Annotated in this window: 27 protein-coding genes and 1 pseudogene; 11 read left to right on the forward strand and 17 right to left on the reverse strand. The window is 72.0% G+C overall.

Translation table 11 applies throughout. The features are described from left to right. Positions 1-11 precede the first annotated feature (11 nt). From EBN88_RS14790 to EBN88_RS14825, 8 genes are all read right to left on the reverse strand, one after another. Positions 12-1,337 (reverse strand): ABC transporter substrate-binding protein, encoded by a 1,326-nt coding sequence (locus EBN88_RS14790; RefSeq protein ID WP_122184343.1) that lies wholly within the window; start codon positions 1,335-1,337, stop codon positions 12-14. Between the two features lie 85 nt (positions 1,338-1,422). Further along, positions 1,423-2,307: a carbohydrate ABC transporter permease gene (locus EBN88_RS14795; RefSeq protein WP_122184344.1), complete on the reverse strand. Its 885-nt coding sequence runs from the start codon at positions 2,305-2,307 to the stop codon at positions 1,423-1,425. Further along, positions 2,300-3,247: a carbohydrate ABC transporter permease gene (locus EBN88_RS14800; protein ID WP_122184345.1), complete on the reverse strand. Its 948-nt coding sequence runs from the start codon at positions 3,245-3,247 to the stop codon at positions 2,300-2,302. The genes EBN88_RS14795 and EBN88_RS14800 overlap by 8 nt, the downstream gene beginning before the upstream one ends. Positions 3,248-3,656: 409 nt before the next feature. Further along, complete coding sequence (locus tag EBN88_RS14805; RefSeq protein WP_407703412.1) at positions 3,657-4,397, reverse strand: cupin domain-containing protein; 741 nt, start codon at positions 4,395-4,397, stop codon at positions 3,657-3,659. Next, a complete protein-coding gene (locus tag EBN88_RS14810) occupies positions 4,394-5,320 on the reverse strand; it encodes a DUF6807 domain-containing protein (protein WP_122184347.1) in 927 nt (308 codons plus the stop codon). Before EBN88_RS14810 ends, EBN88_RS14805 begins: the two co-directional genes overlap by 4 nt. Next, on the reverse strand, positions 5,317-6,447 hold the full coding sequence (locus tag EBN88_RS14815; RefSeq protein WP_122184348.1) for a Gfo/Idh/MocA family protein: 1,131 nt from the start codon (positions 6,445-6,447) through the stop codon (positions 5,317-5,319). Before EBN88_RS14815 ends, EBN88_RS14810 begins: the two co-directional genes overlap by 4 nt. Positions 6,448-6,989: 542 nt before the next feature. Next, positions 6,990-8,033, reverse strand: coding sequence for a LacI family DNA-binding transcriptional regulator (locus EBN88_RS14820; protein WP_122184349.1), 1,044 nt, complete (start codon positions 8,031-8,033; stop codon positions 6,990-6,992). Positions 8,034-8,233: 200 nt separating this feature from the next. Beyond that, entirely contained in the window at positions 8,234-9,391 is a 1,158-nt protein-coding gene (locus EBN88_RS14825; protein WP_199742363.1) for an alpha/beta hydrolase, read from the reverse strand. A 297-nt stretch (positions 9,392-9,688) separates the two neighbouring features. Between EBN88_RS14825 and EBN88_RS14830 the strand changes: the two genes are divergently transcribed. Then, positions 9,689-10,291, forward strand: a complete 603-nt coding sequence (locus tag EBN88_RS14830; RefSeq protein ID WP_122184351.1) for a TetR/AcrR family transcriptional regulator — start codon at positions 9,689-9,691, stop codon at positions 10,289-10,291. Between the two features lie 110 nt (positions 10,292-10,401). Here the strand turns inward: EBN88_RS14830 and EBN88_RS14835 are convergent, their stop codons facing one another. Beyond that, positions 10,402-11,676 (reverse strand): glucuronyl esterase domain-containing protein, encoded by a 1,275-nt coding sequence (locus EBN88_RS14835; RefSeq protein ID WP_122184352.1) that lies wholly within the window; start codon positions 11,674-11,676, stop codon positions 10,402-10,404. 257 nt (positions 11,677-11,933) lie between these two features. Then, the gene (locus tag EBN88_RS14840; RefSeq protein ID WP_199742365.1) at positions 11,934-12,845 is read right to left on the reverse strand and encodes a zinc-binding dehydrogenase; all 912 of its coding nucleotides are present in this window, start codon (positions 12,843-12,845) and stop codon (positions 11,934-11,936) included. A gap of 103 nt (positions 12,846-12,948) precedes the next feature. Here EBN88_RS14840 and EBN88_RS14845 point away from each other — a divergent pair, with 103 nt between their 5' ends. Both EBN88_RS14845 and EBN88_RS14850 read left to right on the forward strand, forming a co-directional pair. After that, positions 12,949-13,581, forward strand: a complete 633-nt coding sequence (locus EBN88_RS14845; RefSeq protein ID WP_122184353.1) for a TetR/AcrR family transcriptional regulator — start codon at positions 12,949-12,951, stop codon at positions 13,579-13,581. Between the two features lie 161 nt (positions 13,582-13,742). Then, complete coding sequence (locus EBN88_RS14850) at positions 13,743-14,165, forward strand: YybH family protein (RefSeq protein ID WP_233580679.1); 423 nt, start codon at positions 13,743-13,745, stop codon at positions 14,163-14,165. A 352-nt stretch (positions 14,166-14,517) separates the two neighbouring features. On the opposite strand, the gene EBN88_RS14855 is transcribed toward EBN88_RS14850, so the two are convergent. Then, the gene (locus EBN88_RS14855; protein WP_233580680.1) at positions 14,518-15,489 is read right to left on the reverse strand and encodes a helix-turn-helix domain-containing protein; all 972 of its coding nucleotides are present in this window, start codon (positions 15,487-15,489) and stop codon (positions 14,518-14,520) included. 115 nt (positions 15,490-15,604) lie between these two features. Between EBN88_RS14855 and EBN88_RS14860 the strand changes: the two genes are divergently transcribed. Continuing rightward, positions 15,605-16,639, forward strand: a complete 1,035-nt coding sequence (locus EBN88_RS14860; RefSeq protein ID WP_122184355.1) for a saccharopine dehydrogenase NADP-binding domain-containing protein — start codon at positions 15,605-15,607, stop codon at positions 16,637-16,639. Positions 16,640-16,661: 22 nt separating this feature from the next. On the opposite strand, the gene EBN88_RS14865 is transcribed toward EBN88_RS14860, so the two are convergent. Continuing rightward, positions 16,662-17,201 carry a CGNR zinc finger domain-containing protein gene (locus tag EBN88_RS14865; protein ID WP_122184367.1) on the reverse strand — a complete coding sequence of 180 codons (540 nt, stop codon included), beginning with the start codon at positions 17,199-17,201 and terminating at the stop codon, positions 16,662-16,664. Between EBN88_RS14865 and EBN88_RS14870 the strand changes: the two are divergent. Beyond that, positions 17,160-18,308, forward strand: a pseudogene (locus EBN88_RS14870) (epoxide hydrolase family protein); the annotation flags it as partial. The gene EBN88_RS14865 and the pseudogene EBN88_RS14870 sit on opposite strands and share 42 nt — an antisense overlap. A 19-nt stretch (positions 18,309-18,327) precedes the next feature. On the opposite strand, the gene EBN88_RS14875 reads toward EBN88_RS14870, so the two are convergent. After that, complete coding sequence (locus EBN88_RS14875) at positions 18,328-18,936, reverse strand: TetR/AcrR family transcriptional regulator (protein WP_122184356.1); 609 nt, start codon at positions 18,934-18,936, stop codon at positions 18,328-18,330. A 76-nt stretch (positions 18,937-19,012) separates the two neighbouring features. Here EBN88_RS14875 and EBN88_RS14880 point away from each other — a divergent pair, with 76 nt between their 5' ends. After that, positions 19,013-19,825: a class I SAM-dependent methyltransferase gene (locus EBN88_RS14880; RefSeq protein ID WP_122184357.1), complete on the forward strand. Its 813-nt coding sequence runs from the start codon at positions 19,013-19,015 to the stop codon at positions 19,823-19,825. 125 nt (positions 19,826-19,950) lie between these two features. Next, the gene (locus tag EBN88_RS14885) at positions 19,951-20,925 is read left to right on the forward strand and encodes a threonine ammonia-lyase (protein WP_122184358.1); all 975 of its coding nucleotides are present in this window, start codon (positions 19,951-19,953) and stop codon (positions 20,923-20,925) included. A 559-nt stretch (positions 20,926-21,484) separates the two neighbouring features. Here EBN88_RS14885 and EBN88_RS14890 read toward each other — a convergent pair. From EBN88_RS14890 to EBN88_RS14900, 3 genes are all read right to left on the reverse strand, one after another. Then, positions 21,485-22,060: a maleylpyruvate isomerase N-terminal domain-containing protein gene (locus EBN88_RS14890; RefSeq protein ID WP_122184359.1), complete on the reverse strand. Its 576-nt coding sequence runs from the start codon at positions 22,058-22,060 to the stop codon at positions 21,485-21,487. A gap of 118 nt (positions 22,061-22,178) precedes the next feature. Beyond that, a complete protein-coding gene (locus tag EBN88_RS14895; protein WP_122184360.1) occupies positions 22,179-22,400 on the reverse strand; it encodes a DUF397 domain-containing protein in 222 nt (73 codons plus the stop codon). Beyond that, on the reverse strand, positions 22,400-23,269 hold the full coding sequence (locus EBN88_RS14900) for a DUF5753 domain-containing protein (RefSeq protein ID WP_122184361.1): 870 nt from the start codon (positions 23,267-23,269) through the stop codon (positions 22,400-22,402). The genes EBN88_RS14895 and EBN88_RS14900 overlap by 1 nt, the downstream gene beginning before the upstream one ends. 223 nt (positions 23,270-23,492) lie before the next feature. On the opposite strand from EBN88_RS14900, the gene EBN88_RS14905 reads away from it, so the two are divergent. The 4 genes from EBN88_RS14905 to EBN88_RS14915 all read left to right on the forward strand — a co-directional run bounded on the left by EBN88_RS14905 (position 23,493) and on the right by EBN88_RS14915 (position 25,150). Further along, a complete protein-coding gene (locus EBN88_RS14905) occupies positions 23,493-23,945 on the forward strand; it encodes an ATP-binding protein (protein WP_233580681.1) in 453 nt (150 codons plus the stop codon). Between the two features lie 198 nt (positions 23,946-24,143). Further along, positions 24,144-24,275, forward strand: a complete 132-nt coding sequence (locus EBN88_RS32380) for a hypothetical protein (protein ID WP_267902565.1) — start codon at positions 24,144-24,146, stop codon at positions 24,273-24,275. Next, positions 24,272-24,619 carry a DUF7848 domain-containing protein gene (locus tag EBN88_RS14910; protein ID WP_122184362.1) on the forward strand — a complete coding sequence of 116 codons (348 nt, stop codon included), beginning with the start codon at positions 24,272-24,274 and terminating at the stop codon, positions 24,617-24,619. Before EBN88_RS32380 ends, EBN88_RS14910 begins: the two co-directional genes overlap by 4 nt. A 72-nt stretch (positions 24,620-24,691) precedes the next feature. Then, positions 24,692-25,150, forward strand: coding sequence for an NUDIX domain-containing protein (locus tag EBN88_RS14915; RefSeq protein ID WP_147472731.1), 459 nt, complete (start codon positions 24,692-24,694; stop codon positions 25,148-25,150). 16 nt (positions 25,151-25,166) lie between these two features. Here EBN88_RS14915 and EBN88_RS14920 read toward each other — a convergent pair whose 3' ends face one another. Further along, positions 25,167-25,757, reverse strand: coding sequence for a GNAT family N-acetyltransferase (locus tag EBN88_RS14920; RefSeq protein WP_122184364.1), 591 nt, complete (start codon positions 25,755-25,757; stop codon positions 25,167-25,169). Positions 25,758-25,931 lie beyond the last annotated feature (174 nt).

Here is a 25,931-nt window from a genome sequence, read left to right on the forward strand (position 1 = left end):
GGCGGCCGGCCTCAACTCGCGGCGCGGATCGAGTCGTTCAGCTCGTTGATCAGATCCTCCGCCGCCTCGCGCGGCGAGGCGTCCCCGAACTGCACCCGCTGGTTGTAGCGGGTCAGCAGCGTCTCGATGTCGCTCGCGCCCGCCGGCGTGATCGGCGGGGTCGGGCCCACCTCCTGGGTGATCTGGTTGGTGAACGCCAGCGCCCGGCGGCTGCTCTCGTCGAGGGTCGGCTCGATGATCTCGCGGAACTCCGGGTTGCCCGGCTCGCCCCGGTCCAGGCCGAAGATCTCGCCCACCCGGGGGTCGTTGACCAGGAAGTCGATCAACAGCGCGCTCTCCGCCGGGTGTTGGGTGGTGGACGAGGTCGCCCAGTACATCGAGGGCTTGAGGTACTGGTACCCCTCCTCGGTGTCCGGGTTGGTCGGCCAGTCCGCCAGCCGCAGGTCGAAGTCCGGCGCCGCCGCCTGGTAGGCGTTGAACTGCCCGGCCGGGATGAACCCCATCGCCGTCTTCCCCGTCACCAGGTCGCCCTGGTCCAGCGGCAGGCCCTGGGTCTCGCTCAGCTGCGCCACCGACGGCGAGGCGCCGCTGTCGATGAACGCGAGCTCCTGCTCCCAGTACGAGGCGAGGATCTCCGGATCGAGGACCAGCTCGCCCTCGTCGTTGAAGAGCTGCCCGCCGTGCTGCCGCGCCCAGACCGTGAGGCTGAACGAGTCGCTGCCGAACGGGCTGATCCCGTGCACCTCGCCGTCCGACGCCTCCGTCAACTCCACCGCGACCCGGGTGAGATCGTCCCAGGTCCAGGTCTCCACGTCGGGCAGCTCCACCCCGTACTCGGCGAAGAGCGAGGTGTTGATGAGAATCCCGTTGGCCGTGCCGCCGGTCGGCACCGCGTAGAGGTCGCCCCGCACCCGGCCCGAGTCCAGCAGCTCGTCGCCCAGCGCCGAGGTGTCCAGGAACTCCGACACCCGGCCCAGGTCAAGCAGCGCGCCCCGCTCCGCGTAGGCCGCGAGGTAGAGCTGGTCGAACTGCGAGACGTCCGGCATCTCGCCGGCCGCCGTCATGGTGGCCAGCCGGTCCCAGTAGCCGGTCCAGTCGGCGTACTGCGGCTCGACGTCGATGTTCGGGTACTCCTCCTCGAAGAGTTCGATCGCCTCCAACGTCATCTGCGTGCGGGCGTCCGCGCCCCACCAGTTGAAGCTGATCGTCACGTCCCCGTCGGACAGCTCCGGCTCGCCCTCGAAGCCCTCCCCGATGCCGCAGGACGTGAGGATCACCCCGGCGGTGGCGGCGGCGAGGCCGGCCCGAACCCGGCGCCCTCGGTGGTGTCCGGTCATGCTCTTCCTCCGCTTCGCTGTGATCGTCGCCCGTTGACCGTCTCCGCGCGTTCCACGGCCAGCCACCTGTGCCCGCGTTCCACGGCTACTTGCCGCCCGTCGTGGCGATGCCCCGGAGCAGGAACCGTTGACCGAAGAGGAACACCAGGAACACCGGAATCAGCGAGACCACACTCATCGCGAAGAGCGCACCGAAGTCGGACTGACTCTGCGCGTCGATGAACGAACGCAACGCCACCGGCACCGTCTGGAGATCGGGTTTGGTCACGAAGATCAGCTGGGTGAAGAAGTCGTTCCAGGTCCAGATGAACGTGAAGATCGCGGTGGTCGCCAGCGCCGGAATCATCAGCGGCAGCATGATCTGTCCGTAGATCCGCGCGTGCCCCGCCCCGTCGATCCGCGCCGCCTCGTCCAGCTCGCGGGGAATGCCCCGGATGAACTGCACCATGAGAAAGATGAAGAACGCGTCCGTGGCCAGGAACTTCGGCACGATCAGCGGCAGATAGGTGTTGATCCAGCCGAGCTGGGCGTAGAAGACGTACTGCGGAATGATCAGCACGTGGATCGGCAGCATGATGGTGAGCAGCATGGCGACGAACGCCAGCCGGTTGCCCCGGAACCGCAGCCGGGCGAAGGCATAGGCCGCCATCGAGCAGGAGATCAGGTTCCCGATCACCGAACCGAGCACAACCAGCGCCGAGTTGAGCAGATACGTGCTGAACGGATAGGCGAGAGCGTCCCAGCCATTGGGGTAGTGGTCGAAGTCGAACGTGTCGATAAAGAGGCCCGGGCTGGTGAAGATGTCGTCGTTGGGCCGCAGCGAGCTGGCCACCATCCACAGCAACGGGTACAGCATCAGCAGGGCCACGGCGATCAGGCCCGCGTGCTTGAGCACGCTGATCGTCCGCCGCCGACCGGTGCGCGAGGGCCGCGCGCCCACCGGGGTGGGCTGGGTGAGGACGTCAGTCATGGTAGAAGACCCAATACTTGGAGGCCCAGAAGTTGAGGGCGGTGAAGGCGCCGATGATGATCAGCAACAGCCAGGCCAGCGCCGAGGCGTAGCCCATCCGGAAGCTGGTGAAGCCCTCCTGGTACAGGTAGAGCGAGAAGAACAGCGTGGAGTCGTTGGGCCCGCCGGTGCCGTTCGAGACGATGAAGCTCTGGGTGAAGGACTGGAAGCTGCCGATCAGTCCGAGCACCAGGTTGAAGAAGATGATCGGGCTCAGCAGCGGCAGCGTGATCGACACGAACCGCCGCCGCCTGCTGGCCCCGTCCGTCGCCGCCGCCTCGTACAGCTCGCGCGGTATCTGCCGCAGCCCGGCCAGGAAGATCACCATCGGGGCGCCGAACGTCCACACGTGCAGGATGATCAGCGTGCCCAGCGCGGTGTCCGGGTCAGAGACCCAGCCGGTGCCCTCGATCCCGACGATGTCGAGGAGCGCGTTGACCAGCCCCTCGGTGCCGAAGACCAGCCGCCACAGCACGGCGATCGCCACGCTCGCGCCCAGCAGCGAGGGCAGGTAGAGCACCGACCGGTAGAACGACAGCCCGCGCACGCCCCGGTCCAGCAGCATCGCCAGGCCCAGCGCCACGGCCAGCTGGAGCGGCACCGAGACCAGCACATAGGTGAACGTCACCTGGAGCGAGTTGAACAGCCGCTCGTCGTCCAGCATCCGGCGGATGTTGTCCAGCCCGGTGAACTCCGGGTCCTGGAGCAGGTTGTAGTCCGTGAACGCCAGATAGAGCGAGGCCACCATCGGCCCGACGGTGATGCCGACCAGGCCGAGCAGCCACGGCGCCAGGAAGATCGCGGCGGCCTTGTTGTCCGGCGTGCTGTCCTCGGGACCCCTGCCGCCGCCCTTGCCGCGCCGCGAGCGGCTCATCGACCGCAGTTCGCCGATCGCGCTCATCGCGCCGTCCCCGTGGCCGGTCGCTGCGCGCGGGGCGCGTGCGCCTCGGGCGCGCGCGCCGGCGTGGCCGGTCCCCTGGCCGCCGGGGCGGCGGCCTCCGGCGATCTCACCTGTATCGGATGCACGGGCGCTCCTCCTTGAGTGCGTCGTCCCGTCGAGACGTGCGTGATGCGGGCGGTGCGGTGCCGCGGCTCCCCGCCCGGTCGGCGTGCGGAGTGAACGATCACCCGACGGTGGGCGGTCACGCTAGTGATCGTTCACCCGAAGGTCAATGCTCGGAATTAAGAGAAATGTTGGGAAATGGTGGCGGGTTGTCGAAGGCCCGCGTCGGGGCCAGGGCCCGTTCCCGGCTTGCGTTCCCGGGCCGGCCGCGCCGGCCAGCCGGCCAACCGGCCCGGGAACGGTCGGCTCAGCCGTCCTGGTGCAGCGTGGCGCCCGGCACCTCGTACTCGTCGCGCCGGCCACACATGCCCCAACCTCCGTGCCGCGAGGGCGCGGTGTCGAAGGCGTCGGCCTCCGCCAGATACTCCGGCTCCCCGGCCTGAAGGGCGTCCAGCTGCCCGCCGGTCCGCTCGGCGGCGGCGAGCGCCCCGGCCCGCCACAGCTCACGCCAGGTCGGCACCCGGTGCCGCACCAGCGCGGCCGCCGCCCGTTGGAACGCCCGGTACGGCTCCGGGTCCCCGGCCTCAAGGGCCGCCCGCAGCGGCAGGAAGCCCTCGACGGCCAGGTCCCTGCGGCGCCGCGCTGCGGCCTCCGCCTCGGGCCCGGACCGCGCCGGCAGCCGGGCCGCCTCCGCGTACCGCTCCGGGTCGGCCAACACCTCGGTCGGAAAGGTGAAGACCGCGTCCCCGGCCTCCGGCAGCCCGCTGTTCTGCATCAGCACGGTGACCCGCAGGTCGCCGCCCTGCACCATCCGGTGCACCGTCCCCGGCGTGAACCAGGCGACCGCGCCCGCCTCCAACGGAATCTCCCGGTACCCCTGCGGGGACAGCGTCTGCACCGCGCCGCGCCCGCCGGTGACCACATACGCCTCCGTGCAGACCAGATGGAGGTGCGGGCTGCCGCCGCAGACGCCGTCCGCCGCCTCCCACTCGTAGGCCCGCAGGTGCGAGAGCCCGACCGCGCCGGGCAGCGGGCGGGGGAGGCTCACCACGGGATCTCCTTCAACCGGCCCGCGATCCGCGCCCGGTCCCAGGCGCCGTCGGCGACCAGCACCCGGTAGCGGAACGCGAACGACGCCCCGGGCGCCAGCTCGAACTCCTCGAAGAACGCCCAGGAGAACGCCACCGTCGGGATCGGCGTTGAGCGCACGAACCAGTGCGAGGGGTGGATCGCCCGCTCCTCGTCCAGGTTCTCCGGCGCGTGCGCGAACACCAGCGTCGAGTGCGCGTCCACGTCGTCGTGGAGGGCCGAGAACGCCAGCCACGGGCCCTGGGTGCCCATCAGCTCCTGGCCCTCCTGCCCCTCCTCAGGGCCGAGCACCGCGCCGCCGGTGAAGTCCCTCGGCCCGCGCCACTGGAGGCCGGTGTAGCCCGCCATCTCCCGGCCCGCCGTGGTCGGCGAGCCGAAGGCCAGGGGCTCCTCGCGGATGTTGGTCAGGTCGATCGACCAGTCGATGGCGTAGGAGCCGGAGTCGGCGTCCACAGAGTGCACGCTCACCCCGCGCCGCTCCCTGGCCCACTCCGCTCCGCCGTTCTCGACCCAGGTCAACTCCTCGGCGATGTCGAGGCGTTCGTCCGTCGACCCCACCGAGGCGAAGCCGTCGTGCCGCATCGAGCCGACCCGCTCCTCGACCCGCTGGTAGCCCACCTCGGGGCCGAGATAGGAGTTGCCGCCCCAGAAGTTCTGCTGCGAGAGGTGGCTGGCGGTCATCTGGAGACCCTTGTGCCAGCGGTGGTCGTTCGGCCGGTAGCCGCTGACCAGGTTGCCGGCGAGGGTGCGCAACGGGTGGATGTACGGCTTGCGCGACTCGAACGGGTCGGGGTCGGGCCGGTAGACGTAGGACAGCAGCTCGACGCCGCCGGCGGCGACGGCGATCCGTTCGCCGTGGGTGTGGGTGACCTGGATCGTCATCGCGTGGGCCTCCAGTCGGGGTGGTCTCCGTGCATGGCGGTGTAGTACGGGTCGCCCTCGGCGATCTCGCCGGCGAACACCGGGCGGCCGGTGAACGCCGCCTTGTAGAGGGCGGCGGCGAACTCGACGGTCCGCCGCGCGTCCGGGCCGCTGCCCGGGGGGCGCACGCCGGCGGCGTGCGCGTCCAGCAGCGCGCCGAGCTGGGCGGCGTGCGAGCTGGGCAGATCGCTGGCCGGGGTGTTCCAACGCGCCACCCGCTGCTCGTCGTCGAGCCCGGGGCGCGGGGTGTAGGACCAGTCGGCGTTGCTGTGGCCGTAGAGGTGCGTCAACTCGACGGTCGCCTCGGCGCAGTCGATCCGCACGCGGCTGACCTCGTCGGCCGAGAGCACGCTGTTGACGACGGTGGCCACCGCCCCGTTGGCGAACCGCACCAGGGCGGTGGAGACGTCCTCGCTCTCCACGTCGTGCACCAGGCGCGCGGCCATCGCGCGTATCTCGGTCCACTCGCCGAGGAGATGCAGCAGGAGATCGTACTGGTGGATGCCGTGCCCCATCGTCGGCCCGCCGCCCTCGGTCTCCCAACGGCCGCGCCAGGGAACGGAGTAGTAGGCCGCGTCCCGGTGCCAGGTGGTCTGGCAGTGCGCGACCAGCGGCGCGCCCAGCTCGCCGCCGGCGATCAACTCCCGGGCGTGGACGGCGCCCGAGCCGTAGCGGTGCTGGAAGACCACGGAGGCGAAGGCGCCGGACTCCTTCTCGGCGGCGGCGATCTCGTCGTACTCCGCGAGGGAGAGGGTCAACGGCTTCTCGCAGAGCACCCAGGCGCCGGCCCTGAGGGCGGCGACGGTCTGTTCCCTGTGCAGCGAGGGCGGGGTCCCGATCAGCACCAGATCGGGGCGGGCCTCGGCCAGCATGAGCGCCAGGTCGGTGTACTCCCTGGCCTCGGTGGCCTCCTGCCACAGCGGGCCGGCGGCCTCGCGGAAGGCGTGCAGCCGCTCGGGGGCGACATCGACGGCGGCCACGAGTTCGACCCGGTCGGCGTGGGCGCGGAGCGCGGGCAGATGGCTGCCCGTGACGATGCCACCCGTGCCGACGACCGCGACGCGCAGACGGGAGGGAGGGGAGGGCATAGAGGGGGCTCCTCGTTTAGTAAGCGCTTGCAACAGGGGGGACTCTAGGGATGAGTTATCGATCACACAAGACCCTGCGGGGCTTTCGGGGGCGCGCGGTGGGTGGGGGTGCGGGTCGTCGACGCGTGTGCGGGTTCGTGGGGTTACGGGGGGTTCGGGAGGTGGGGACGGCTGTCGCGCGGGTGGTGGTGGTTTGGGACGTCCTTGGCCGCACCGGGTCGGGGTGGGGGGTGAGCTTGGACGTGTGTGCCGGCTGTGTTCGGTCGGGCGCGAGCCGGGCGTGAACGGGCCTTCGGCCGCACCGGCTTGTGGCGGGTGTGGCTCGGGAACGGGGGACGGGTCGGTGCGCTCCCGGGGCCGGGAGGTCGACGCTTCTCGACCACCCGGCGAACGAACCGTTCGGCGAGGCGCGCACGCGGGCGGGGTAGCGGCACCTCGGCGCGGTGAGTCGCCGCCGGGAGGCGCGCAAGCCTCAGCGCACGCCGGCGGATGCGCCGGACTCCCGCGCCGGCGGATGCGCCAGAGACCCGCGCCGGCGCGCGCTACGTGCCCGGCGCGGGGCCCGTGGAGTCGCGCAGGATCAGGCGGTTGAGGCCCGAGGTGTCCAACGGGGCCGCCGGCTCCTCCCCGCGCAGCAGCGCGAGCAGCCGCAGGAACGCCACCCGGCCCTGGCTCTCGCGGTTGACGCGAACGGTGGAGAGCGTCGGTTGGAAGTACGCGCCCAACTCGTCGTCGTCCCAGCCGAAGACGCTCACCCGGCCCGGCACGTCCACGCCCACGCTCTGGAGGCCACGGATCACGCCGAACGCCACCCGGTCGTTGGCCGCGAACACGGCCGTCACCGCCGAGTCGGCGATCACCTCGCGGGCCGCGTCCCAGCCCGACCGCACGCTCCAGTCGCCGTCCACCACCGCGTGCGAGACCAGCCCGCGCCGCGCGACGGCCGCCTCGTAGACGGCGCGGCGGTTGCGCGCCGACGCCCAACTCGTCGGGCCCGCGACATGCGCGAACGTCCGGTGCCCCAGCCCGGCGAGGTGGCCGATGATCTCGTCAGCCGCCGTGGCGTCGGCCAACAGGCCACGGGAGCGCATGTTGTCGTCGTACTCGCCGTCGACCACGATCGGCACCCGCAGCGCGTTGGAGGCCAGCCGTTCGAGGTTCCCGGCGAGCGGGGTGAACGAGAGGATGCCGTCCACGTTCTCCGGTTGCAGCAGGGTGCCGATCCGCTCGGCGCGGGCGGCGGCGTCGCCCTCCAGGCCGACCACGTCCAGCAGGTAGCCGGCCTCGTGCGCCGCCGCGGCGGCTCCGCTGAGCAGGCGGGTCGGCACGAACGAGGTCGTGTCGGGGAGGATCACCGCGATGCGGTTGGTCCTGCGGGTGCGCATCGAGCGGGCGGCGAGGTTGGGCCGGTAGCCCAACTCCTGGACGGCGCGCGAGACCCGGCGGGCGGTGTCGGGCCGCATGGTGGGGTCCTTGCGGAGGAACCGGGAGACGGTCTGGTGGGAGACCCCGGCGAGCCGAGCGACCTCGTAGATGGTCGGCGGCCTTCTCGCGTCGCGCGGCGGCTTCGCCCGCTGCTCCGGCATCGGCGGTCCCTCCCGGTGCGCGCGGCGTCGCCCACCGTCTGACGGTCACATGTGCCCACCCAGTGTGCATCGTCCGATGGACATCGAACCTTCCCCTTCCCGTTCCCGGTACCGAACGTCCTGGTCAACGTCTTGGTCAACGTTCTGGTCAACGCGCCGGGGAACGGCCCGGGGAAGCCGTCCCCTGGCCGTCGCCACGGTCACAGATGGTCGGCGAGGAAGCGGGTGATCTCCGCCCGCGCCAACTGGGAGCCGAAACCACCCCAGTTCAGGTCGAACATGTGCTCGGCGGCCGGCATCTCCACCAGCCCGTGGGGCACGCCCGCCCGTTCCAACTCCGCCGCCAACCGCCGGTTGTCCTCGGGGGAGTTGAGCATGTCCCAGCCGCCCTGGAGCAGCAGCGTCGGTGGGAGTCCGGGCCGCACATGGCGCAGCGGCGAGGCGTCGCGGTACGCCTCCGGCGCCTCGTCCTCCGTTCCGCCCAGCATCTCCTCGTTGGACGCGGCCAGTTCGTCGCCGATGGGGGAGTGCCGCAGCCGCCAGGGGAACGGGGGCGCGTCCGAGGTCAGGTCGGTGACCGCGTACCAGGCGATCACGGCGTCCACGGCCGGCGCGCCGCCGCCGTCGCCCTCGGGGCAGCCGGAGTCGGGCAACTCCCCGTCGATATAGGCGGACTGGAGCGCGATCAGGCCGCCGGCCGACTGGCCCATGAGGGCGATCCGTTCCGGGTCGCCGCCCCACCGTTCGGCGTTGGCCCGCGCCCAGTCCACCGCGCACCGCACGTCCGCCGCCGGCGTCCACCACCGGCCCGGCGGGAAGAACCGGTAGTCCACGTCCAGCACCAGATAGCCCTGGTCGGCCAGCCAGGCGTCCCAGCGCGGAAGTAGGCTCTGCGGCTCGTCCTCCGCCCCGCCGTGGATGTTGAGCACCACGGGCAACGGGGCGTCCCGCTCGGCGTGGTCGGCGGGCTGCCAGACGTCCAGGTACAGTTCCTCGCCCTCCGGGGCGGCGTAGCGCACGGTCTCCGGCTCCCGGTCGGCGCTCACCGCGAGCCCGCCCGTCAGATAGTCGCCAAGCGAGACCGGGACGCCGGCTTCGCGCGCGGCCCACCAGCCGGCGGCCGGCGGCATCGCGGCGGCCGGTATCGCGAGGGCGTTCACCGCCAGCAGGACGAGGGCGGTCCGCCGCGCCCGCCGCCTGGCGCCCCAGGCCAGCGCCGCGCCGAGCGCGCAGGGCGCGGCCAGCAGCAGGCTGAACTCCAGTACCAGCAGGCCCAGTTGCCAGGCCGTCCAGGAGGGCGCGGGCAGCAGCACCAGCGCCGCTGCCAGCACGGCCAACGCGGCGGTGAACGCGGCCAACCCCAGCGCGCCCCACGCCAGGACGCGCCGGACCCGGGCCGCCCACGCCCCGGAACCGGAACCGGGACCGGGACCGGAACCGGAACGGTCGGGGGAGCGGGCTCCGGGACGGGCGCCGACACGGGCAGCCCAGCCGGGAAGGGCACGGGAGCGGAGACGGGTGAGCGGGCGGTGCATCGGAACGGTTCCCTCCGGGCGTGCACGCCGGCGCGCGAGAAGGCCCCGCGCCCCGGCGTGCGAATACGAACGTATCGATACGATCGTATTCCATCTCGGGAGTGCGAGAGACTGGGGGACATGCCGAGACCGGTCGACCGAGACGCCCGCCGCCAGGCCGTGGCCGGCGCCCTGCTGCGCATCGCCGCCCGTGACGGGCTGAGCGCGGTCAGTATGCGCACCGTCGCCGACGAGGCCGGGATGTCGCTGGGCGCCGTCCAGCGGTACTTCGCCTCCAAGGACGAGCTGCTGCGCTTCGCCTTCGATGTCGCCGTCGCCGGCTTCCGCGCCCGGCTCGACGCGATCGGCGCCGACCGGCCAGCCCCGACCCTCGCCGAGGCGCTGCGCCAGGCCCTGCTGGCGTTCCTGCCCACCGACGAGGAAAGCCTGGCGGAGGCCCGGATCTGGGTCGCGTTCTGCGCCGAGGCCGCCGTGCGGCCCGAATTCGCCCGCGCCATCGAGGAGTTGGACGCCGAGGCCCGCGACCGGCTCGGCGCGGCCCTGGCCGCCGCCCGCGCCGCCGGCCACCTCCCCGCGAGCCGCGACCCGGCGGCCACCGCCGAACTGTTCCTGGTGATCATCGACGGCCTGCTCTGGTCCGTCGCCCGCCACCCCCCGGGCGTTCCCCTCACCACCCAGCGCGCCGCCGTCGAGGCCGCCGTCGCCGCGCTCACCGAACCCTGATCCTGACGGCGGGCGCCGGGCCACGAACCCGCCCGGCCCCCGCCGCGTCGAACCGTTGGTCCTCTCAGTCCGTCAGTCCGTCCTCCGTCAGCCCGTCCTCCGTCAGTCCGTCAGTCCGTCAACACCGGGGTGTCCCAGTCGCGCCACTCCGCCAGGTTCCCCGACTTGGCGCTCGAGATCCGGAACACGTCCGGCGGGCTGCCCGAGCCCAGCAGGAACGCCTGGATGCTCTGCGTCAACGGGCCCTGCCACTCCGCGCGCGAGGCGCAGTGCGTGCCGTCCTGGACGTCGGACCAGTAGCTGATGTTCTCGCCGGCGCCCAGCGCCTCGTAGATCTCCGCCCCGCCGAGCGCCGCCACGCTGCCCGACCGCGCGCCCAGCCAGTCCACGTGCGGGTTCTCCATCAGGAACAGCCCGCGCGGCGCGATCAGCCCGACGATCTCGTGGGTGTCAACGGGCAGCGCGCTCGGGTTCCCGGTGTAGGAGCCGAACGCGTCGCCCAGCCACGGCTGTTCGTCATAGGCGCTGCTCAACGGCTGCGAGCCGTTCTCGCCCGGGATGCCACGGAGGATCGGCGCGCCGGCCGTGCCCGACTCGATCGGCATGGTCAACGCGATCCGCTGGTCGAACGCGCCCGCGACGAACGCGCCCTTCCCGAACCGCGAGCACCCCGTGACGCCCGTCGCGTCCGCCCGCAGCACGCTGCCGTCGGACTGCTCGATCACGTCGATGATCCGGCTGACGCCCCAACCCCACGCCTGGAGCAGCCCGGTGGGGCTGGACGCGCCGTAGATGTCATAGAACGCACCCGACTTGGCGTTGCGCGGCGTGCCCTCGGCGCCCACCGCGTACGGGTCGTAGGAGATGACGGCGGCGCCCGCCGCCTTGATCGCGGCCGTGTCGGCGCCGAAGCCGCCATAGACCACCACGGCCGGGAAGGGACCCGAGCCGCTCGGCAGGTCAACCGAGACGGAGAAGCTCGAACTCCGGCCCTGGTCCTGGACGTTGACCGTGATCGACGTCGAGGAGACGGTGCCGCTGACGCTCTCCGGCGGCGCCGGCTTGTCCCCGTAGACATGCCGCTCCGCCAGCTCCCTGATCTCGGCGCGGCGGCAGCGCCAGTCGTCCACGCTGCTGATCCTGGTCCCGTCCAGCCGGGTGAACGGGTCGGGCAACAGGGACTGCGAGGGCTGTTGCCCCGGATCGACCGGGCAGTCCGCGCCGTCGTCCTCGTCGGCGAGGCGGACGGTCGACGTCGCGGAGGGCGCGCCGAGGTCGTCGGCCGCACCGGCCGAGGGGGTGAGGGTGGTGACCGTCAGGCCGGCGACCGCGACAAGGACGGCGGCGAGCCAGCGGCGGCGGGGGCGATGTCGGTGGAAACGCATGGGGGCCTACCTCCCGGAGGAAGGCGCGCCGTCGACGGCGACGGCCTCACCGCCGGCGGGGCGGGGAGGGTCACCAACTCGCCGGCGCGCACACGGTGTTGGAAGCGCGCCGGACCACGCTGTATGTCGAAGCAGCCCCCAGGCCCCAACTGCGGCCCAGTACGCCAGCACCGTAACCGCGTCGCGACACCCCGCACAACCCCATCCGCCCCACGCGCCGTTGAGCAACCGTCAACTGGCCTCTCGCGCCGCCCCGTTCAGTCCGTGGCGACCTCCAACACCGCCTTGCCCACGATCCGCCGCGCCAGCAGCGCCTCCGCCGCCTCGGCCACCGCCTCCCACGAGCCGCGCCAGCCGACCTCGGGGGACAGCCGCCCCGCCGCGACGAACCGCAGCAGCGTGGCCAGGTCGGGACCCGGCTCCGAGACGTCGCCAAAGGTGCTCATCACCTTCGGCGGGCCCAGCGAGAAGAGCGAGGCCGGGGCGAACGTCGCCGGCTCCCCGGACGCGGCGCCAACGGTCCTCAGCTCGCCGCCCGGCGCCAACAGGTCCCAGGCGGCGACCAGTTGGGGGCCGCCGACCGTGTCGATGACCAGGTCGAGCGGGGCGTCAACGCCGTCCAGGCCGACCACAACCCGGTCGGCGCCCAACGCCTCCAGCCCTTCGCCCCGCGCCGGCGAACCCACCGAGGCGATCACCTCGGCCCCGCCCAGCGCGGCCAGCCGCACGGCGTACCGGCCCACGCCCCCCGACGCGCCCGTGACCAGCACCCGCCGCCCCAGCACCGAACGGGAACGCACCGTGCGCAGCGCCGTCAGGCCCGCCATCGGCAGCGCGGCCGCCTCGGCCAGGCCCACGCCCTCCGGGACCTCCGCCACCGCCGTCGTCGCCACCGCCATCCGCTCCGCCCACGCGCCGGGGCCGAACGCGACGACCCTGGCCCCGACGGCGGGCCCCGTTCCATCCGCCGCCGCCCGCGCGACGACGCCGGCCGCGTCATACCCGTGCACGGCCCCGGCCGGCCTCCCGCCGGCCGCCGCGACCTCGCCCCGGTTGAGCGAGAAGTGCCGCACGTCCAGCAGCAGTTGGCCGGCGGCGGGCGCCGGCTCCGGCGCGGTGTCGAGCCGCAGTGAACCCGGGGCCGCCGGATCGACGACGATGGCGCGCATCTCCATGGGGAACTCCTCCTGTTATGCGGACTGGCGGTCCGCTTGTGCCGCGCACGCTAGCATGACGTGGACCGACGGTCCGTTTCACTGGGGAGGTGCGCTGATGAGCGAGGCACGCGGTGCCCCCGCGCGCGGCGCTGAGCGCGCCGACGCCGCCCGCAACCGCCGCGCCGTGCTCCAGGCCACCGAACGCCTGCTGGCCGAGGGCGCGGGGAACGGCCGGGGCGGCGGCGTCGGCGGGGCCAGCGGCGAACATGTCTCGCTCGACCGGGTCGCCGCGCTCGCCGGCGTCGGCAAGGGCACCGTCTTCCGCCGCTTCGGCAACCGCGCCGGCCTCTTCGCCGCGCTCCTGGAGGAACGCTCCCGCGCCCTGCGCGCCGCCGTCGCCGACGGCCCACCGCCGCTCGGCCCCGGCGCCCCGCCCAGGGAACGCCTGCTCGCCTTCCTCGACGGGCTCGGCGCCATCGCCGAGGGCAACGCGCTGCTGCTCACTGCCCACGAACAGGCGTGCGCCGACGACAAGTACGACGACCCCAGCTACCAGTTCTGGCACCGCCACCTCGCCGGCCTCCTCGCCGAGGCCGGCCACCCGCCCGAGGACGCGGACTTCCTGGCCCACACCGTCCTCGCCGTCTTCGACGGCGCCCTCGTCCGCCGCCTCACCACCCCCGACGAGCCCCGCCGCTTCACCCGCTCCGTCCAGACGCTGGCCACCACCCTGCTGGACGGCGCCTGACCGACCACCGGACCCCGCGCCGTTGCCCCTGCCACCGGCGGCAGGGTCAACGGCGTACGGACCTGGCGTGTCACATACCGGGGTGCCGTGGCGTCGTACAGGCGAGAAGCCAAGGTTGAGGTCCGAATGGAGGATGGGGAGCGATGCCAAGCCAACGCGAGGTGGACGACGTCAAGATCAGGCAGCAGGTCGACAAGATCGTCGAAGGAATCCGAACCAAGGATCTGGAGAGCCTGAAACGGCTTTACGCAACGGACGTCGTGTCCTTCGACATCGAACCGCCGCTCCAGCATGTGGGGCTGGCGGCGAAGTCGAAGAACTGGGCGACCGCGTTCACGTTCTTCCGGGATGCACGCTATGAAGTTCGCGACCTGACACTCACCGTGGGCGATGACGTGGCTTTCGGGCACTGCTTCGCTCGGTTCAGCGGAACACTGAAGGACGGGACGGTCACGAACGGTATGTGGGTCCGGGTCACCTATTGCTTCCGCAAGGTCGACGGCGACTGGTTGGTCACGCACGACCACGTCTCCGTACCGTTCGACGTGGCCAGCGGCCACGGAGTGACCGACCTCGAACCGTGACCAGGTGTATTGCCCTGAGCGGTTGGGGACGCGGCTGGCGGGTGGTTGCCCCTTCAGCGCGGTGTGTCCACGCCTCGAACGCGGCCGTCAGCCGCTCGCAGCCCCAGAGGTAGGTGACGTCCTCGCCCTGCGGGTCCCGCGCGAGGCTCTCCCGGAACGCGTCCAGCTCGCGCCGCCGCCCCATCGCTGGGTCGGGTCCGTAGAGTCTCGTCGGATCAGACCGCGGCGTTGGACGCGGTGCGTCGCAAGGCGCCGGATCGCAGCTCATACCTGGCCGTGTTCGCGCGATGCGGTAACGCGGCGAGGTGCCGCGTATGGCGTCGCGGGCCCGGCGAGACGTTACGGACACGGCCTAGCGTCCGGCCCCCGGGGCGATCCGGAACGTGCGGCGGTAGGCGTCCGGCGGCACGCCCACCGTCCGTTGGAAGTGGCGGCGCAGCGTCGTCGCCGTGCCCATCCCGGTGGACGCCGCGATGACATCAATCGTGTCATCGGTGGTCTCCAGCAACTCCTGTGCGCGCCGGATGCGTTGGGTCAGCAGCCACCGCAGCGGGGTCGTCCCCGTCATCGCCTGGAAGTGGCGCGCCAGATGGCGCGAACTCATCCCCGCCCGCCGCGCCAGGTCCTCCACGCTCAGGGGTTGATCCAGCCGTTCCATCGCCCAGGGGATCAGCTCGGCGAGCGGGTGGTTGCCCGGCTCGGGGAGCGGGGTCATCACGAACTGGGCCTGCCCGCCGTCCCGTTGGGGCGGGACGACCAGCCGGCGGGCGATCGTGTTGGCGACCCTGGCGCCGTGGTCGAGGCGCACCACGTGCAGACACAGGTCCATGGCCGCCGCCTTGCCGGCCGACGTCAACACGCTGCCGCTGTCGACATAGAGCACGTCCGGTTCCACCATCACCGCCGGGTACCGGGCGGCCAACTCCCCGGCGTGCGCCCAGTGCGTGGTCGCCCGGCGGCCGTTCAACAGCCCGGCCGACGCCAGCACGAACGCGCCGGTGCACAGGGACACCACCCGCGCGCCCCGCGCGTGCGCCGCGCACACCGCCGCCACCAGCGCGGCCGGCGGCTCCCGGTCAAGGTCCGCCCAGCCCGGAACGATCACCATGTCGGCGCGCGCGAGATGGTGCGTCTCCTGCTCCGGCTCCACCAGGAAGCGCCCCAGCCGCACCGGACCGGGGCCGCAGAGCACCAGCCGGTACCAGGGGTCGGGCAGGTTGGCCGCGTCGTCGCCGAAGACCTCGCAGGCCAGGGAGAACTCGAAGGGCAGCATTCCGTCCGTCGCGGCCACCGCGACCGTCATGCCGCGCGTCTCGATCGTCATGTCCGAAAGTGTATGGGTCATGGCGTTCCCGACAGTGGTCGTGCGGTGTCGTCCCCGGCCAGGATCGTAGCGACGAGGCGCGGGAGCGCGAGCGGCGGCAGCGACGGGAGCACCCATGGGAACGACGGGCCAACGAGTCACGGTGTTCGGCGCCTACGGCCACACCGGCAGGTTTGTGGTGGCGGAGCTGGTTGAGCGCGGGTATGTGCCGGTCCTGGCCGGCCGCGACGCCGACCGGCTCAAGGCACTGGCGTACGAAGGGGGTTGGGAGGTACGCGCCGTGACGGTGGACGACCCGGCCGCCCTCGACCGGGCGCTGGCCGGCGCGGCGGCCGTGATCAACTGCGCCGGCCCGTTCGCCACCACCGCCGCCCCCGTGATCGAGGCCGCCCTCCGCGCCGGCATCCCCTACCTGGACGTGGCCGCCGAGATCGAGGCCAACGTCGACACCTTCGCGCACTTCGCCGACCGGGCCAGCGAGGCCGGGGTGCTGGTCGTCCCGGCGATGGCCTTCTTCGGCGGGCTCGGCGACCTGCTGGCCACGGCGGCCCTGGGCGGCTGGCCGGCGGCCGACGAGGCGCACATCGCGTACGGCCTGAGCGGCTGGCACCCCACGGCCGGCACCCGCGCGGCGGGCGCGGTCTCCCGCGAACGGCGCGACGGCCGCCGCATCCGTTACCACAACGGTCAGTTGGAGTACCGAACCGATGCCGCGCCGACCCTGAACTGGGCGTTCCCGGAACCGCTCGGCTCCCGACCGGTCATCGGCGAGTTCACCATGGCCGACGTCGTCACCCTCCCCAGCCATCTGGCCGTCCCCGAGGTCCGGACGTACATGACCGTCGAGGCGGCCCGCGACCTCGCCGCCCCCGACACCGCGCCGCCGGCGCCGGTCGACGAGCGCGGCCGGTCCGACCAGACGTTCCTCGTCGACGTCCGGGTGCGGCGCGGCGCGGAGGAACGCCGGGCCGTCGCCCGTGGCCGGGACATCTACGCGGTGAGCGCGCCGCTGGTGGTGGAGGCGACGCACCGCGTCCTGGCCGGCCTGACCCGCACGGCGTCCGGCGTCGCGTCCGCCGGAGCGGCCTTCGACGCCGGCGACTTCCTGACGGCGCCGCACCTCGAAGTGACGGTGGAGTTCACCGGCTGAGCGTGGCCCCGGGAGGGCCGGTTCACCCCGCCGAGTCGGAGTTCCCGCGCCGCCTGGCCTGGAGGCGGGCCTTCTTCTGACGATTCCCGCATATGTTCATGTCGCACCACCGGCGGGTGCGGCTCTGGCTGGCGTCGAAGAAGGCGGCCCCGCAGCTCGGCGAGGCGCAGAGGGCCAGCCTTCCGTCCCGTTCGCCCGCGATGATGCTGACCGCGTCGGCGGCGATCACGCCGAGGGCGTCCTCCACGCGGGAGTCAGGGCCGAGTCGCCATCGCCGCTCGCCCTCGGGCGTCAGGACGGCGGCGGCCCGGCCCCGCACGCTGCGGTCGTTGATGACCTGGACGGCGGGCGCGGGGAGGGCCTCCCCGAGCGCGGCCGCCGTCGCGGCGGCGTGGATCGACTCCCGCAGTTCCCGGGCGAGTTGGAGCTGGTCGGTCGTGCAGGAGTCCACGGCGAGGCCGTACACCTCCAGCCAGTCGACGAGTCGCTGGGGCGTGGGGATGCGTTCGACGGGTTCGCCATGGCGTTCGAGGCCCACGCGCCCGAGGCCGACCTCAACGATCTGCGCGCGCGCCTGGCGGCGGCGCGACTGCCGGAGGCCGAGACGGTGTACCGCGCCCCGCCCGATCCCCGCCGATGGGACCAGGGCGTACCCCTCGCCGACCTCGTCGATGTGGTCAACTACTGGCGCACCGGATACGACCGGCGGCCGTTCGAGGAGCGCCTCAACCGGATCGGCCAGTTCCGCACCACCATCGACGGACTGGGAATCCACTTCCTGCACCGCCGATCCCCGCGCCCGAACGCCACCCCGCTGCTCCTGACCCACGGCTGGCCGGGCAGCATCGCGGAATTCGTCGATGTCGTGGACGAGTTGACGAACCCGAAGAACGCGGACGCGCCGGCGTTCCACGTCGTGGTCCCGTCACTCCCCGGATTCGGCTACAGCGACAAGCCGACAACCACCGGTTGGGGAACGGAGAAGATCGCGGTCGCCTGGGTGGAACTCATGGAAAGGCTCGGCTACCCCAGGTTCGCGGCCCACGGCGGTGACTGGGGCGGCAATATCACCACGGTTCTCGGCGGCAGGTTTCCCGAGAACGTCCTCGGCATCCACACCACGTTCGCCGAGGCGCCACCCGGAATGACCACGGACGGGCTGACGGCCGTCGAGCGCGCGTGGACCGAGGAGACCCGCCATTTCTGGCGCCACCGCGCGGCCTACGCCAAGCAGCAGGCGACCCGGCCGCAGACCGTCGGCTATGCGCTGGTCGACTCGCCGATCGGCCTTCTCGCCTGGATTCTCGACAAGTTCGCCGAGTGGTCGGACACCGAGGACAGCCCGTTCGAGACGATTTCCAGGGACCGCGTTCTCGACAATGTCACCCTGTACTGGCTGACGCGGAGCGGCGCTTCGGCGGCCCGCATCTACTACGAGAGCCACAACTCGCTCGATCCCGAACTCCGGGTCGACGTCCCGTCGGCCATCACCGTCTATCCGCGCGATATCGAGCGGTATCCACGCCCCTGGGCGCGAGAACGCTACCGGGAGATCGTCCGCTGGGGGGCGCCCGAGAAGGGGGGTCGTCATTTCCCCTCGCTCGAAGTCCCCGGGTATTTCGTCAACGATCTCCGGGAGGGCCTCGCGGCCGTGCTCGCCGCCCACCGGCGAACGGCCACCCAGGCTGTCACGGTCCCGGCCGGGCCGGGGGCGCGACGCCGGCGAGCACCGTCGTCACAAGCTGATGAACGGCGGCCGTGGTCGGCGGCTCCGCGTCGCGGTCAGCGAACAGCAGATGCCCGCCCCCGACGAGGGAGAGGGCGAGCGAGTCGATGTCGGCGTCGGCCGCGATGCGCCCCCGTTCCCGCTCGTCGACCAGATAGGCGGAGATCTCCGCCGTCGCCTGGGAGAGGATCGCGATGCCGCCGCCGGGCAGCGCCTCCCGCAGCCGGGCGCGCAGCCCGTCCCTGAAGGTGATGAGCGGGATGATCGCCACCGGAATCGGCCCGAAGAGCGTGGTCAGCGCGTCGGTGAGGTTGTCCGCCACCGTGCCCGCGCCGGCGGACTCGCGGAGCGCGCCCGCCTGCCGCGCGAGCCGCGCGGCCCGGTCGAGCACCAGCTCGGCGAGGAAGCCGTCGAAGTCGGCGAAGTGCCGGTGCAGTACGCCCTTGGCGCACCCCGCCTCGTCGGTGACGGCCCGGCTGGTCAGCGCGTTCGGGCCGTCGCGCAGCAGCACGCGTTCGGCGGCGTCGAACAGCTGCTGCCGCGCGTCGCGGAGATGGGTTCCGGTGGGCACGGACGCATCCTCTCGTACGGCACCCGGTTCCCGGCAACCGGTTGGCTAGTGGGCGCTCGCCCACTATGGTGGGCGTATGCCCACTCTACGACCGGAGCCACCGGCCCCGCATCAGGCCCGGGGGACCGCCGAGTCCTTCGGCACGGACGCGCGCCGCTACGACCGGGCCCGACCCGGCTACCCCGATGAACTGGTGCAACGAATCGTCGCCGGCAGCCCCGGCCCCGACCTGCTCGACATCGGCTGCGGAACGGGCATCGCCGCCCGCCAGTTCCAGGCCGCCGGCCGCACCGTCCTCGGCATCGAACCGGACGCGCGGATGGCCGACCTCGCCCGGGCCCGTGGCCTCCGCGTCGAGGTGGCGATCTTCGAGGACTGGGAGCCCGCCGGCCGCACCTTCGACGCGGTGATCGCCGCCCAGTCCTGGCACTGGGTGAACCCCGCCGTCGGCGCGAGCAAGGCCGCCGAACTGCTGCGCCCGAACGGCCGCCTGGCGATCTTCGGCCATGTCTACGAACCACCCGCCGAGGTGGCCGAACCCCTCGCCACCGCCCTCCGACGCGTCGCCCCCGACGCCCCGTTCGCCGGCCAACCGGCCCGCCGCCCCCTGGAGACCTATCAGGCCGGCTACGCCCGGATCGCCAACACCCTCGCCGAAACGGGCCAGTTCACCACCCCCGAGCAGTGGCGCTTCGACTGGGAACGGCCCTACACCCGCGACGAGTGGCTGAACCTGCTCCCCACCACCGGCGGCCTCACCCGCCTCCGCCCCGACCAACTCACCGCGATACTCGACGAGGTCGGCACCGCGATCGACGCCCTCGGCGGCCGCTTCACGATGCCCTACACGACGCTGGCCACCACGGCCGTCCACGCCCCGACGACCTGAACGGGCCCTCCGCGCCCCGACGACCTGAACGGGCCCTCCGCGCCGCGACGCCCTGAACGGCCCTCCGCGCCCCGACACCCCGACACCCTGAACGGGCGTTCGGTCGCGCGCTACGCTGCTGCGTCGTGCGGAAGACGCGTCTCGACATCGATCGCATTCGGGCGGCCCGCCGGGTCATCGACCCGGTGTTTCTCGACTCCCCGCTGTACCGCTGCGAGGCGTTGGAACCCGGCCTCGGGTGCGCGGTGAGCATCAAGCTCGAAACGGCGAACCCGGTCCGCAGCTTCAAGGGCCGGGGCACCGAGATGGTGGCGAGCCACCTCGCGGGCGCCGGCCCGCGCGCCGTGGTGTGCGCGAGCGCGGGCAATCTCGGCCAGGCCCTCGCCTGGTCCGGTCGGCGTCGGGGTCTCGACGTCACCGTCGTGGCCTCCCGCTTCGCCACGGCGGCCAAGCTGGAGCGCATCCGCGCGCTGGACGCCACACTGGAACTGGTGGACGGCGACCACGAGTTGGCGCGCGAACGGGCGGCCGCCATCGCACGGCGCGACGGCATCCGGCTGCTGGAGGACAGCCTCGACATCGAGACCTGCGAGGGCGCGGCGACCATCGGCCTGGAACTGGTGGACGCCGCGCCGTCGTTCGACACCGTCGACACCGTGCTGATCGCGCTCGGCGGCGGGGCGCTGGCCACCGGCGTGGGCCATGTGCTGAAGGAACTGGCCCCCGGAGTCGAGGTGATCTGCGTCCAGCCGCTGGGCGCCCCCGCGTTGACCCACTCGTGGCGCCAACGGCGGGTTGTCACCACGGACTCGACCCACACCATCGCCGACGGCGTGGCCGGCCGATGCCCGATCCCCGCCGTGCTGGACGACCTGCTGGTGGTCGCCGACGACGCCGTTCTCGTCGAGGAGGCGTCGATCGTCGCCGGGATGCGGATGCTCCTCGACCACGCCGGCCTCGTCGTCGAGCCGTCGGCCGCCCTCGGCGTCGCGGCGATCCTGGAGAACGGCGAACGTTTTGCCGGCCGTCACGTCGTCACCGTCGTGTGCGGCAGCAATGTGGATCTGGCGTCCTACCACCGTTGGGTCGGGTGCGGGTAGTGAGTGCGGGCCGGTGGCCGGTGCGGGGCAGCCCGACTGGTCGTTTGGTTCGTTGACGAGTCTGTGGGGGTGGGGGGTTGGGGCTGTGGCGCGGGCTACGACGCGCGGCTTACATGGCGGGTGGGTCGGCCGGGTGCGGGAAGTAGCGAATGGCTGGGAGGGGCTGGCTGGGAAGGGGGGCGCGGCTTCCGGGAGGTGGGGTTTGTTGCCGCCGGGGACGGTGGGTGATGGCGGCCGTGCCTTCTGGGCGCGGGGACCGCGCGTTGTTCGGGGGTCGGTTGGTGGGTGGGGGCGTGCGTGGCGCTCACCGGCTTCGCCGGCCTGCTGCGGCGCGTGGCCCGTCTCGGAGTGTGGCGGATCGTCGGGCGTCTCGCGGGGGCGGTGCCGGTTGTTCGGGTGGGGCGGGCGGTGGGTGGTGGGGTTGGGTCAACGACCACGCTGCCGCGCGAACATCGCCTGTCGTCTCGGTAGTCCGCGCGCCGTCAACTCCCGAGGGCGGGCGCGGCGGGGGGTGGGGGTCCCCCTTTTTTTTGCGCACGTCTGGAAGTGAACAGATCGTTCAACGCCTGAGGGGTCGGGCCGCTTCCCATCTCCAGGAGGTCCGGCGGGGGAGGCCGTCGAGTTCGGCGCGGCCGGTGCACCAGAGCAGTACCTGGGTGTGGTCTCCGTGTGGGGCGGCGGGGAAGAGCCGGGCGAGTACGGCCGCGCTCAGCGGTGCTGGTGGCAGCCAGTCCACGGACAGGCCCCGCGTGATGTCGTAGGTGTGCAGCAGGGTTTCGGCGACGCCCATGGCGGCGAACCCTTCGGGGTCGCACGGGCCCCAGTGCCAGGCCCGCACGGTCGGGCTGGCTGTGACGAGGGCGCTGCTGAGCAGTCCGCCGCAGGCGGCAACGGCCCGGAGTACTTCGGCCGGCGAGGCGGTGGGGCGGATGTTGAGGCCGATGGGAAGGTAGCCGTCGGTGGCCTCCGCCGCCAACTGCCCCGCGTAGGCCAGCAGGTCGTGGCCGATGTGGGCTGCCGTCTGCCAGCAGGTCCATTCGAGCGTCCCCGCCGGCACCGACCAGTCCTCGGCGGTATGGGGCCCGAGCACCCGCAGCATCTCCGCCACGGCGGCTTCGACGTCCTGGTGGTCCATGCAGAACTCCTCGCGGTCCGCGCGTGCCGGACTCCGTTCCCTCACCGCCGCGTGTGAACGGAGCGAACCCCGGCGCCCGTTGGGGCGGCGGGGTTCGGGGGTGTGAGGGAATGGGGGCTCAGGGGAGGAGGTCGGGCTGGCCGTCCTGGACGCCGCCGATGAACGCGCGGTAGTCGTCAACGGACAGGAGCAGCACCTTGGCGCGGGGGTCGCCGACGTCCTTGGAGTCCCGCAGGGCGACCACGCCGTCGACGAAGGCGACCTCAAGGCAGTTGTCGCCCCCGTTGCTTCGGTGGCTCTTGGTCCAGACGGCCTCGGTGAGGTCCACGTCCTTGATCATCAGTACTTTTCCTTTGCCACATCGCGGATGAGTCGGAGCGACGCCGCCGCGTCAAGCGCCTCGCTGCGGAGGTGATTGAGGCTCGTCTCGTACCGACCGAGATCTCTATCCTCCTCCAGGAACAGCGTGGTTGTCATGGGCTCCACGACGACAACGGGCGGTCCTGCGGCGAAATGTAGCAGGTGGAAGGCACCGTCCACGGCAGAGTGGGCGCCCCTGGCCAGCGGCAGGATCTGGATCGTCACATGCGGATACTCCTCCACGACGTGTACCAGGTACTCCAGTTGGGCCTTCATCACCTTCGGGCCGCCAACCTGCCGCAGCAGCGCCGCCTCGTCCAGGATCACCCACAGGTGGAGCGGGTTGTCCCGGGTCAGCGCTTGGTAGCGCTTCATCCGCAGCCGAACGAAGGTGTCGATCTCCCGCGCCGTCTGCCACTTCCTGCTGCCCTGCACGATGGCCCGGGCGTAGTCCTCGGTCTGGAGCAGGCCCGGCACGAAGCTCACGAACGTCTCTGACTTGGTGGCCAGTTCCTCCAGCTGGAGGTAGTCGGCGAAGGGGTCCTTGATGGCGATGCGGTACTCCTCGAAGAGGTTCTTCCCGCGCTTGGCCGTGGTGGACGCCTGCTTCGCCAGGTAGATCAGGAACTCCTGCTGGCTCTTGTCGCGGAGCTTGTACACCTCGAAGAAGCCCAACACGGCGGTCGGGGTGACCCGTTGCCGACCGTGCTCGATCCTGCTCAGCGCCGACTCGCCCGCGAGCGCCAGCTCGGCTGCGGCCTCCTTGAGCGTCTTTCCGGCGTTGGTCCGCAGGCTCTTGAGAGCCAGCCCCAACCTGCGCCGATGAATGTTGGGCTGCGCGTCTGTCACAACTACCCCTCCTTGGTCGGCACCTTACCGCCCGTCACGATGAGTTCCACATCAAGTCCCCCTTCGAACAAGCTTCTTACGTCCTACAGGTTGCAAGCAAGTTTGCTCATCTGCCACGCTTGCCGTGTTACCGTACGTGGGCGCTCGGCAACGCGAGTTCTCAAGTCGCCTACATCCAGGCTCAGTTGGGACCCCGAGACCGTGAGCGCCGGCTGGAGGAGAGATGACCGTCATGGTTCGACCCGTCGCCGCCCAGCACGCCTACGGATGGTCGTTAACCGCGAGCGCGCAACGCATCGAGTACTGGCGGGCGCGCGTCACGGAGGTGCTGCGGGAGGGGAAGGCGTCCCAACGCGCGGTCGAGGTCGCGCGTCTCGGGGTCTCCGAACTTCTCTCGAACGTGGTGAAGCACGCGGAGGCCCGCAGGTGCCACCTGCGGGTGCTGCGGGCGGGCGACGACGTGGTGGTGCAGGTCTGCGACCGCTCCCCGCGGCTTCCCGTCATCCGAAGGCCCGACTGGTCGGCGGAGTGCGGGCGGGGGCTGTGGCTGTTGCGCGAGATGGCCGACGACTTCGGCTACATGCCCGTGCCCTACCCGTCGCCCGAGGGGCTGCGCATGGGGAAGACCGTCTGGTTCTCGTGCCGAACGGCCTTCTCCGAAGGGGCGGAGGCGTGAGTTCCGGCGCCCCCGCTGGCTGGGAGTTCGTCGTTCCGCTGCCGGGGCGGTGGGGGCCCAACTCCTGGGTGGTGGGGCCGTGTTGGTTCTTCTGTGGTCATCAGGTGACGGCGGTGGTGTGGATCGGGGCGGTCTCCACGGTGGGGGCGCACGCTCCGCTCTACGCCTGTGGGGGGGTGTCTGGATCAACTGCACGCGATGGTCTGGGACTTCGCGGAGTCGGGGTGGAAGGCGCGCTACCGGCGGGCGCGGACGGTGCTCGGGCGGCGGCTGCGGCGGCTGGCCGATGTCTATCAACCAACGGAGACGAAGGGGAGCGGCGGGGGATGAACGAGATCGTTCGTAGCGCCGACTGGGTGTTGTGCCAGGAGCGGGGGCCGGGGGTGCCCGAGGGCATCTACGGGGCGGAGTGCATGAGCTGCGAGGCGCGTTCGCCGCTGTTTGATGACGATGAGTTGCCGGTGGCGGTGTGGTCGATCCAGCACACGGCCGAGTTCCCGGAGCACACGTTGTTTCTGGCGCGGACGGAGCGGCACTGGCGGGTGGTGCCCCGCCCGCACGACCCGGCCCCGGAGCAACCGCCGGAGTCCGGTGGGGTGTTGGGGCCGGCGTTCGTCGGGCTGATGTGCCTGTTGACGGCGCTGTCGGGCCTGCTGCCGGCCCTGAACTACTGACCAACTGACCAACCAACCAGCCAAGCGAGCAAGTTCAGCAAGTCGACTCATCTACACGAGACAAGGTTCTTCATGCGTACGACGATTGTCCGTTCCTCGGTTCCGTTCACCTTTCACGTGTTGGCGACCACGCAGTCCAACCATGTGTTGATGGTGCGGGGGAAGCGGGAGGGGATGGATGACGGGTGGGTGCTGCCGCACGGCACGGTGCCGCAGGGGCGGTGCGTGATCCTGGCCGCGCGGGAGCTGCTGATGAAGCGGACCGGATGCGACCGTTCCCTCGCCGAGGTCCTGGCCGTCACCCCGACCACGGACGAGGACGGGACGCTCAACGGCTTCTCCTACGTCCTGGACGGTGGGGTGTTGCCGGAGGTGCCGGACAACGACCCGGCCGAGGGGGCGAGTTGGGTGCCGATGCGGGAGCTGCACGAACCGCCGGCGCTGTACCAGTACGCGATCATCGCCGCCGGACAGCGCCGCCGGCTGCCGCTCCTGGTCAACGCCGACCGGCCCGAGGCCGCCTTCAGCTGAGCAGCCGAGCGGCTGCTCAGCGTGCGGCCGGCTCGGCCGACGCGGCGGCGGCCCGCCACTCGGGGGCGAGGATCGACCAGACCTCCATGTCGTGGCGGACGCCGTCCCGCAGGAAGCTCTCCCGGAGCACGCCGTCACGCTTCATCCCGAGGCGGCGTGCCACCGCGATGCTGGCGGTGTTGGCGGACGCGGCGTGCCACTCGACGCGGTGGATGCCGCGTTCCTCGATCGCCCAGTCGATGATCACGCGGCAGGCGCGGGTGATCAGGCCCCGGCCGACGGCCGAGGGCTCCAGCCAGCAGCCGACCTCGGTCGTGCCCTGGGCCACGTCCATCACAAGGAACAGCACTCCGCCGACCAGGGTGTACGTTCCGGACTCGTCCCTCGTCCAGATGCCGTAGAACCGGCCGGTGTCGTTGGCGGCCTTCTCGGCGTAGCGCTGGAGGAACGCGCGGGCCGAGTCGAGGTCGGTGGCGGCGGCGGACAGGCCGGTGAAGCGGCCGATGAACTCCCGGCCCCGGTCGATGTGGGCCAGGTACTCCTCGGCGTGCCTGGGCTCCAACGGCCTCAGCACCGCACCGTCCTCGCCCAGTGAACGTTCGAACACCCCTCGGTCTCCCTCTGTCGCGCTCTCCGGTGGCGCGTGCGTTCCGCGCCGCCGGGGCGATCTTCGCACGCGCGTGCGGCGTGCCGGCGGCGGGGTTGCGGAGCGAGCTTGCCGGCGCGCGCGCCGGTGCTCAGCCCCGCTGCGCGCCCGCGCCCACTCCCGCGCCAGGCCCCG

The sequence above is a fragment of the Streptomyces triticirhizae genome, assembly GCF_003696235.1.
GTDB lineage: Bacteria > Actinomycetota > Actinomycetes > Streptomycetales > Streptomycetaceae > Streptomyces > Streptomyces triticirhizae.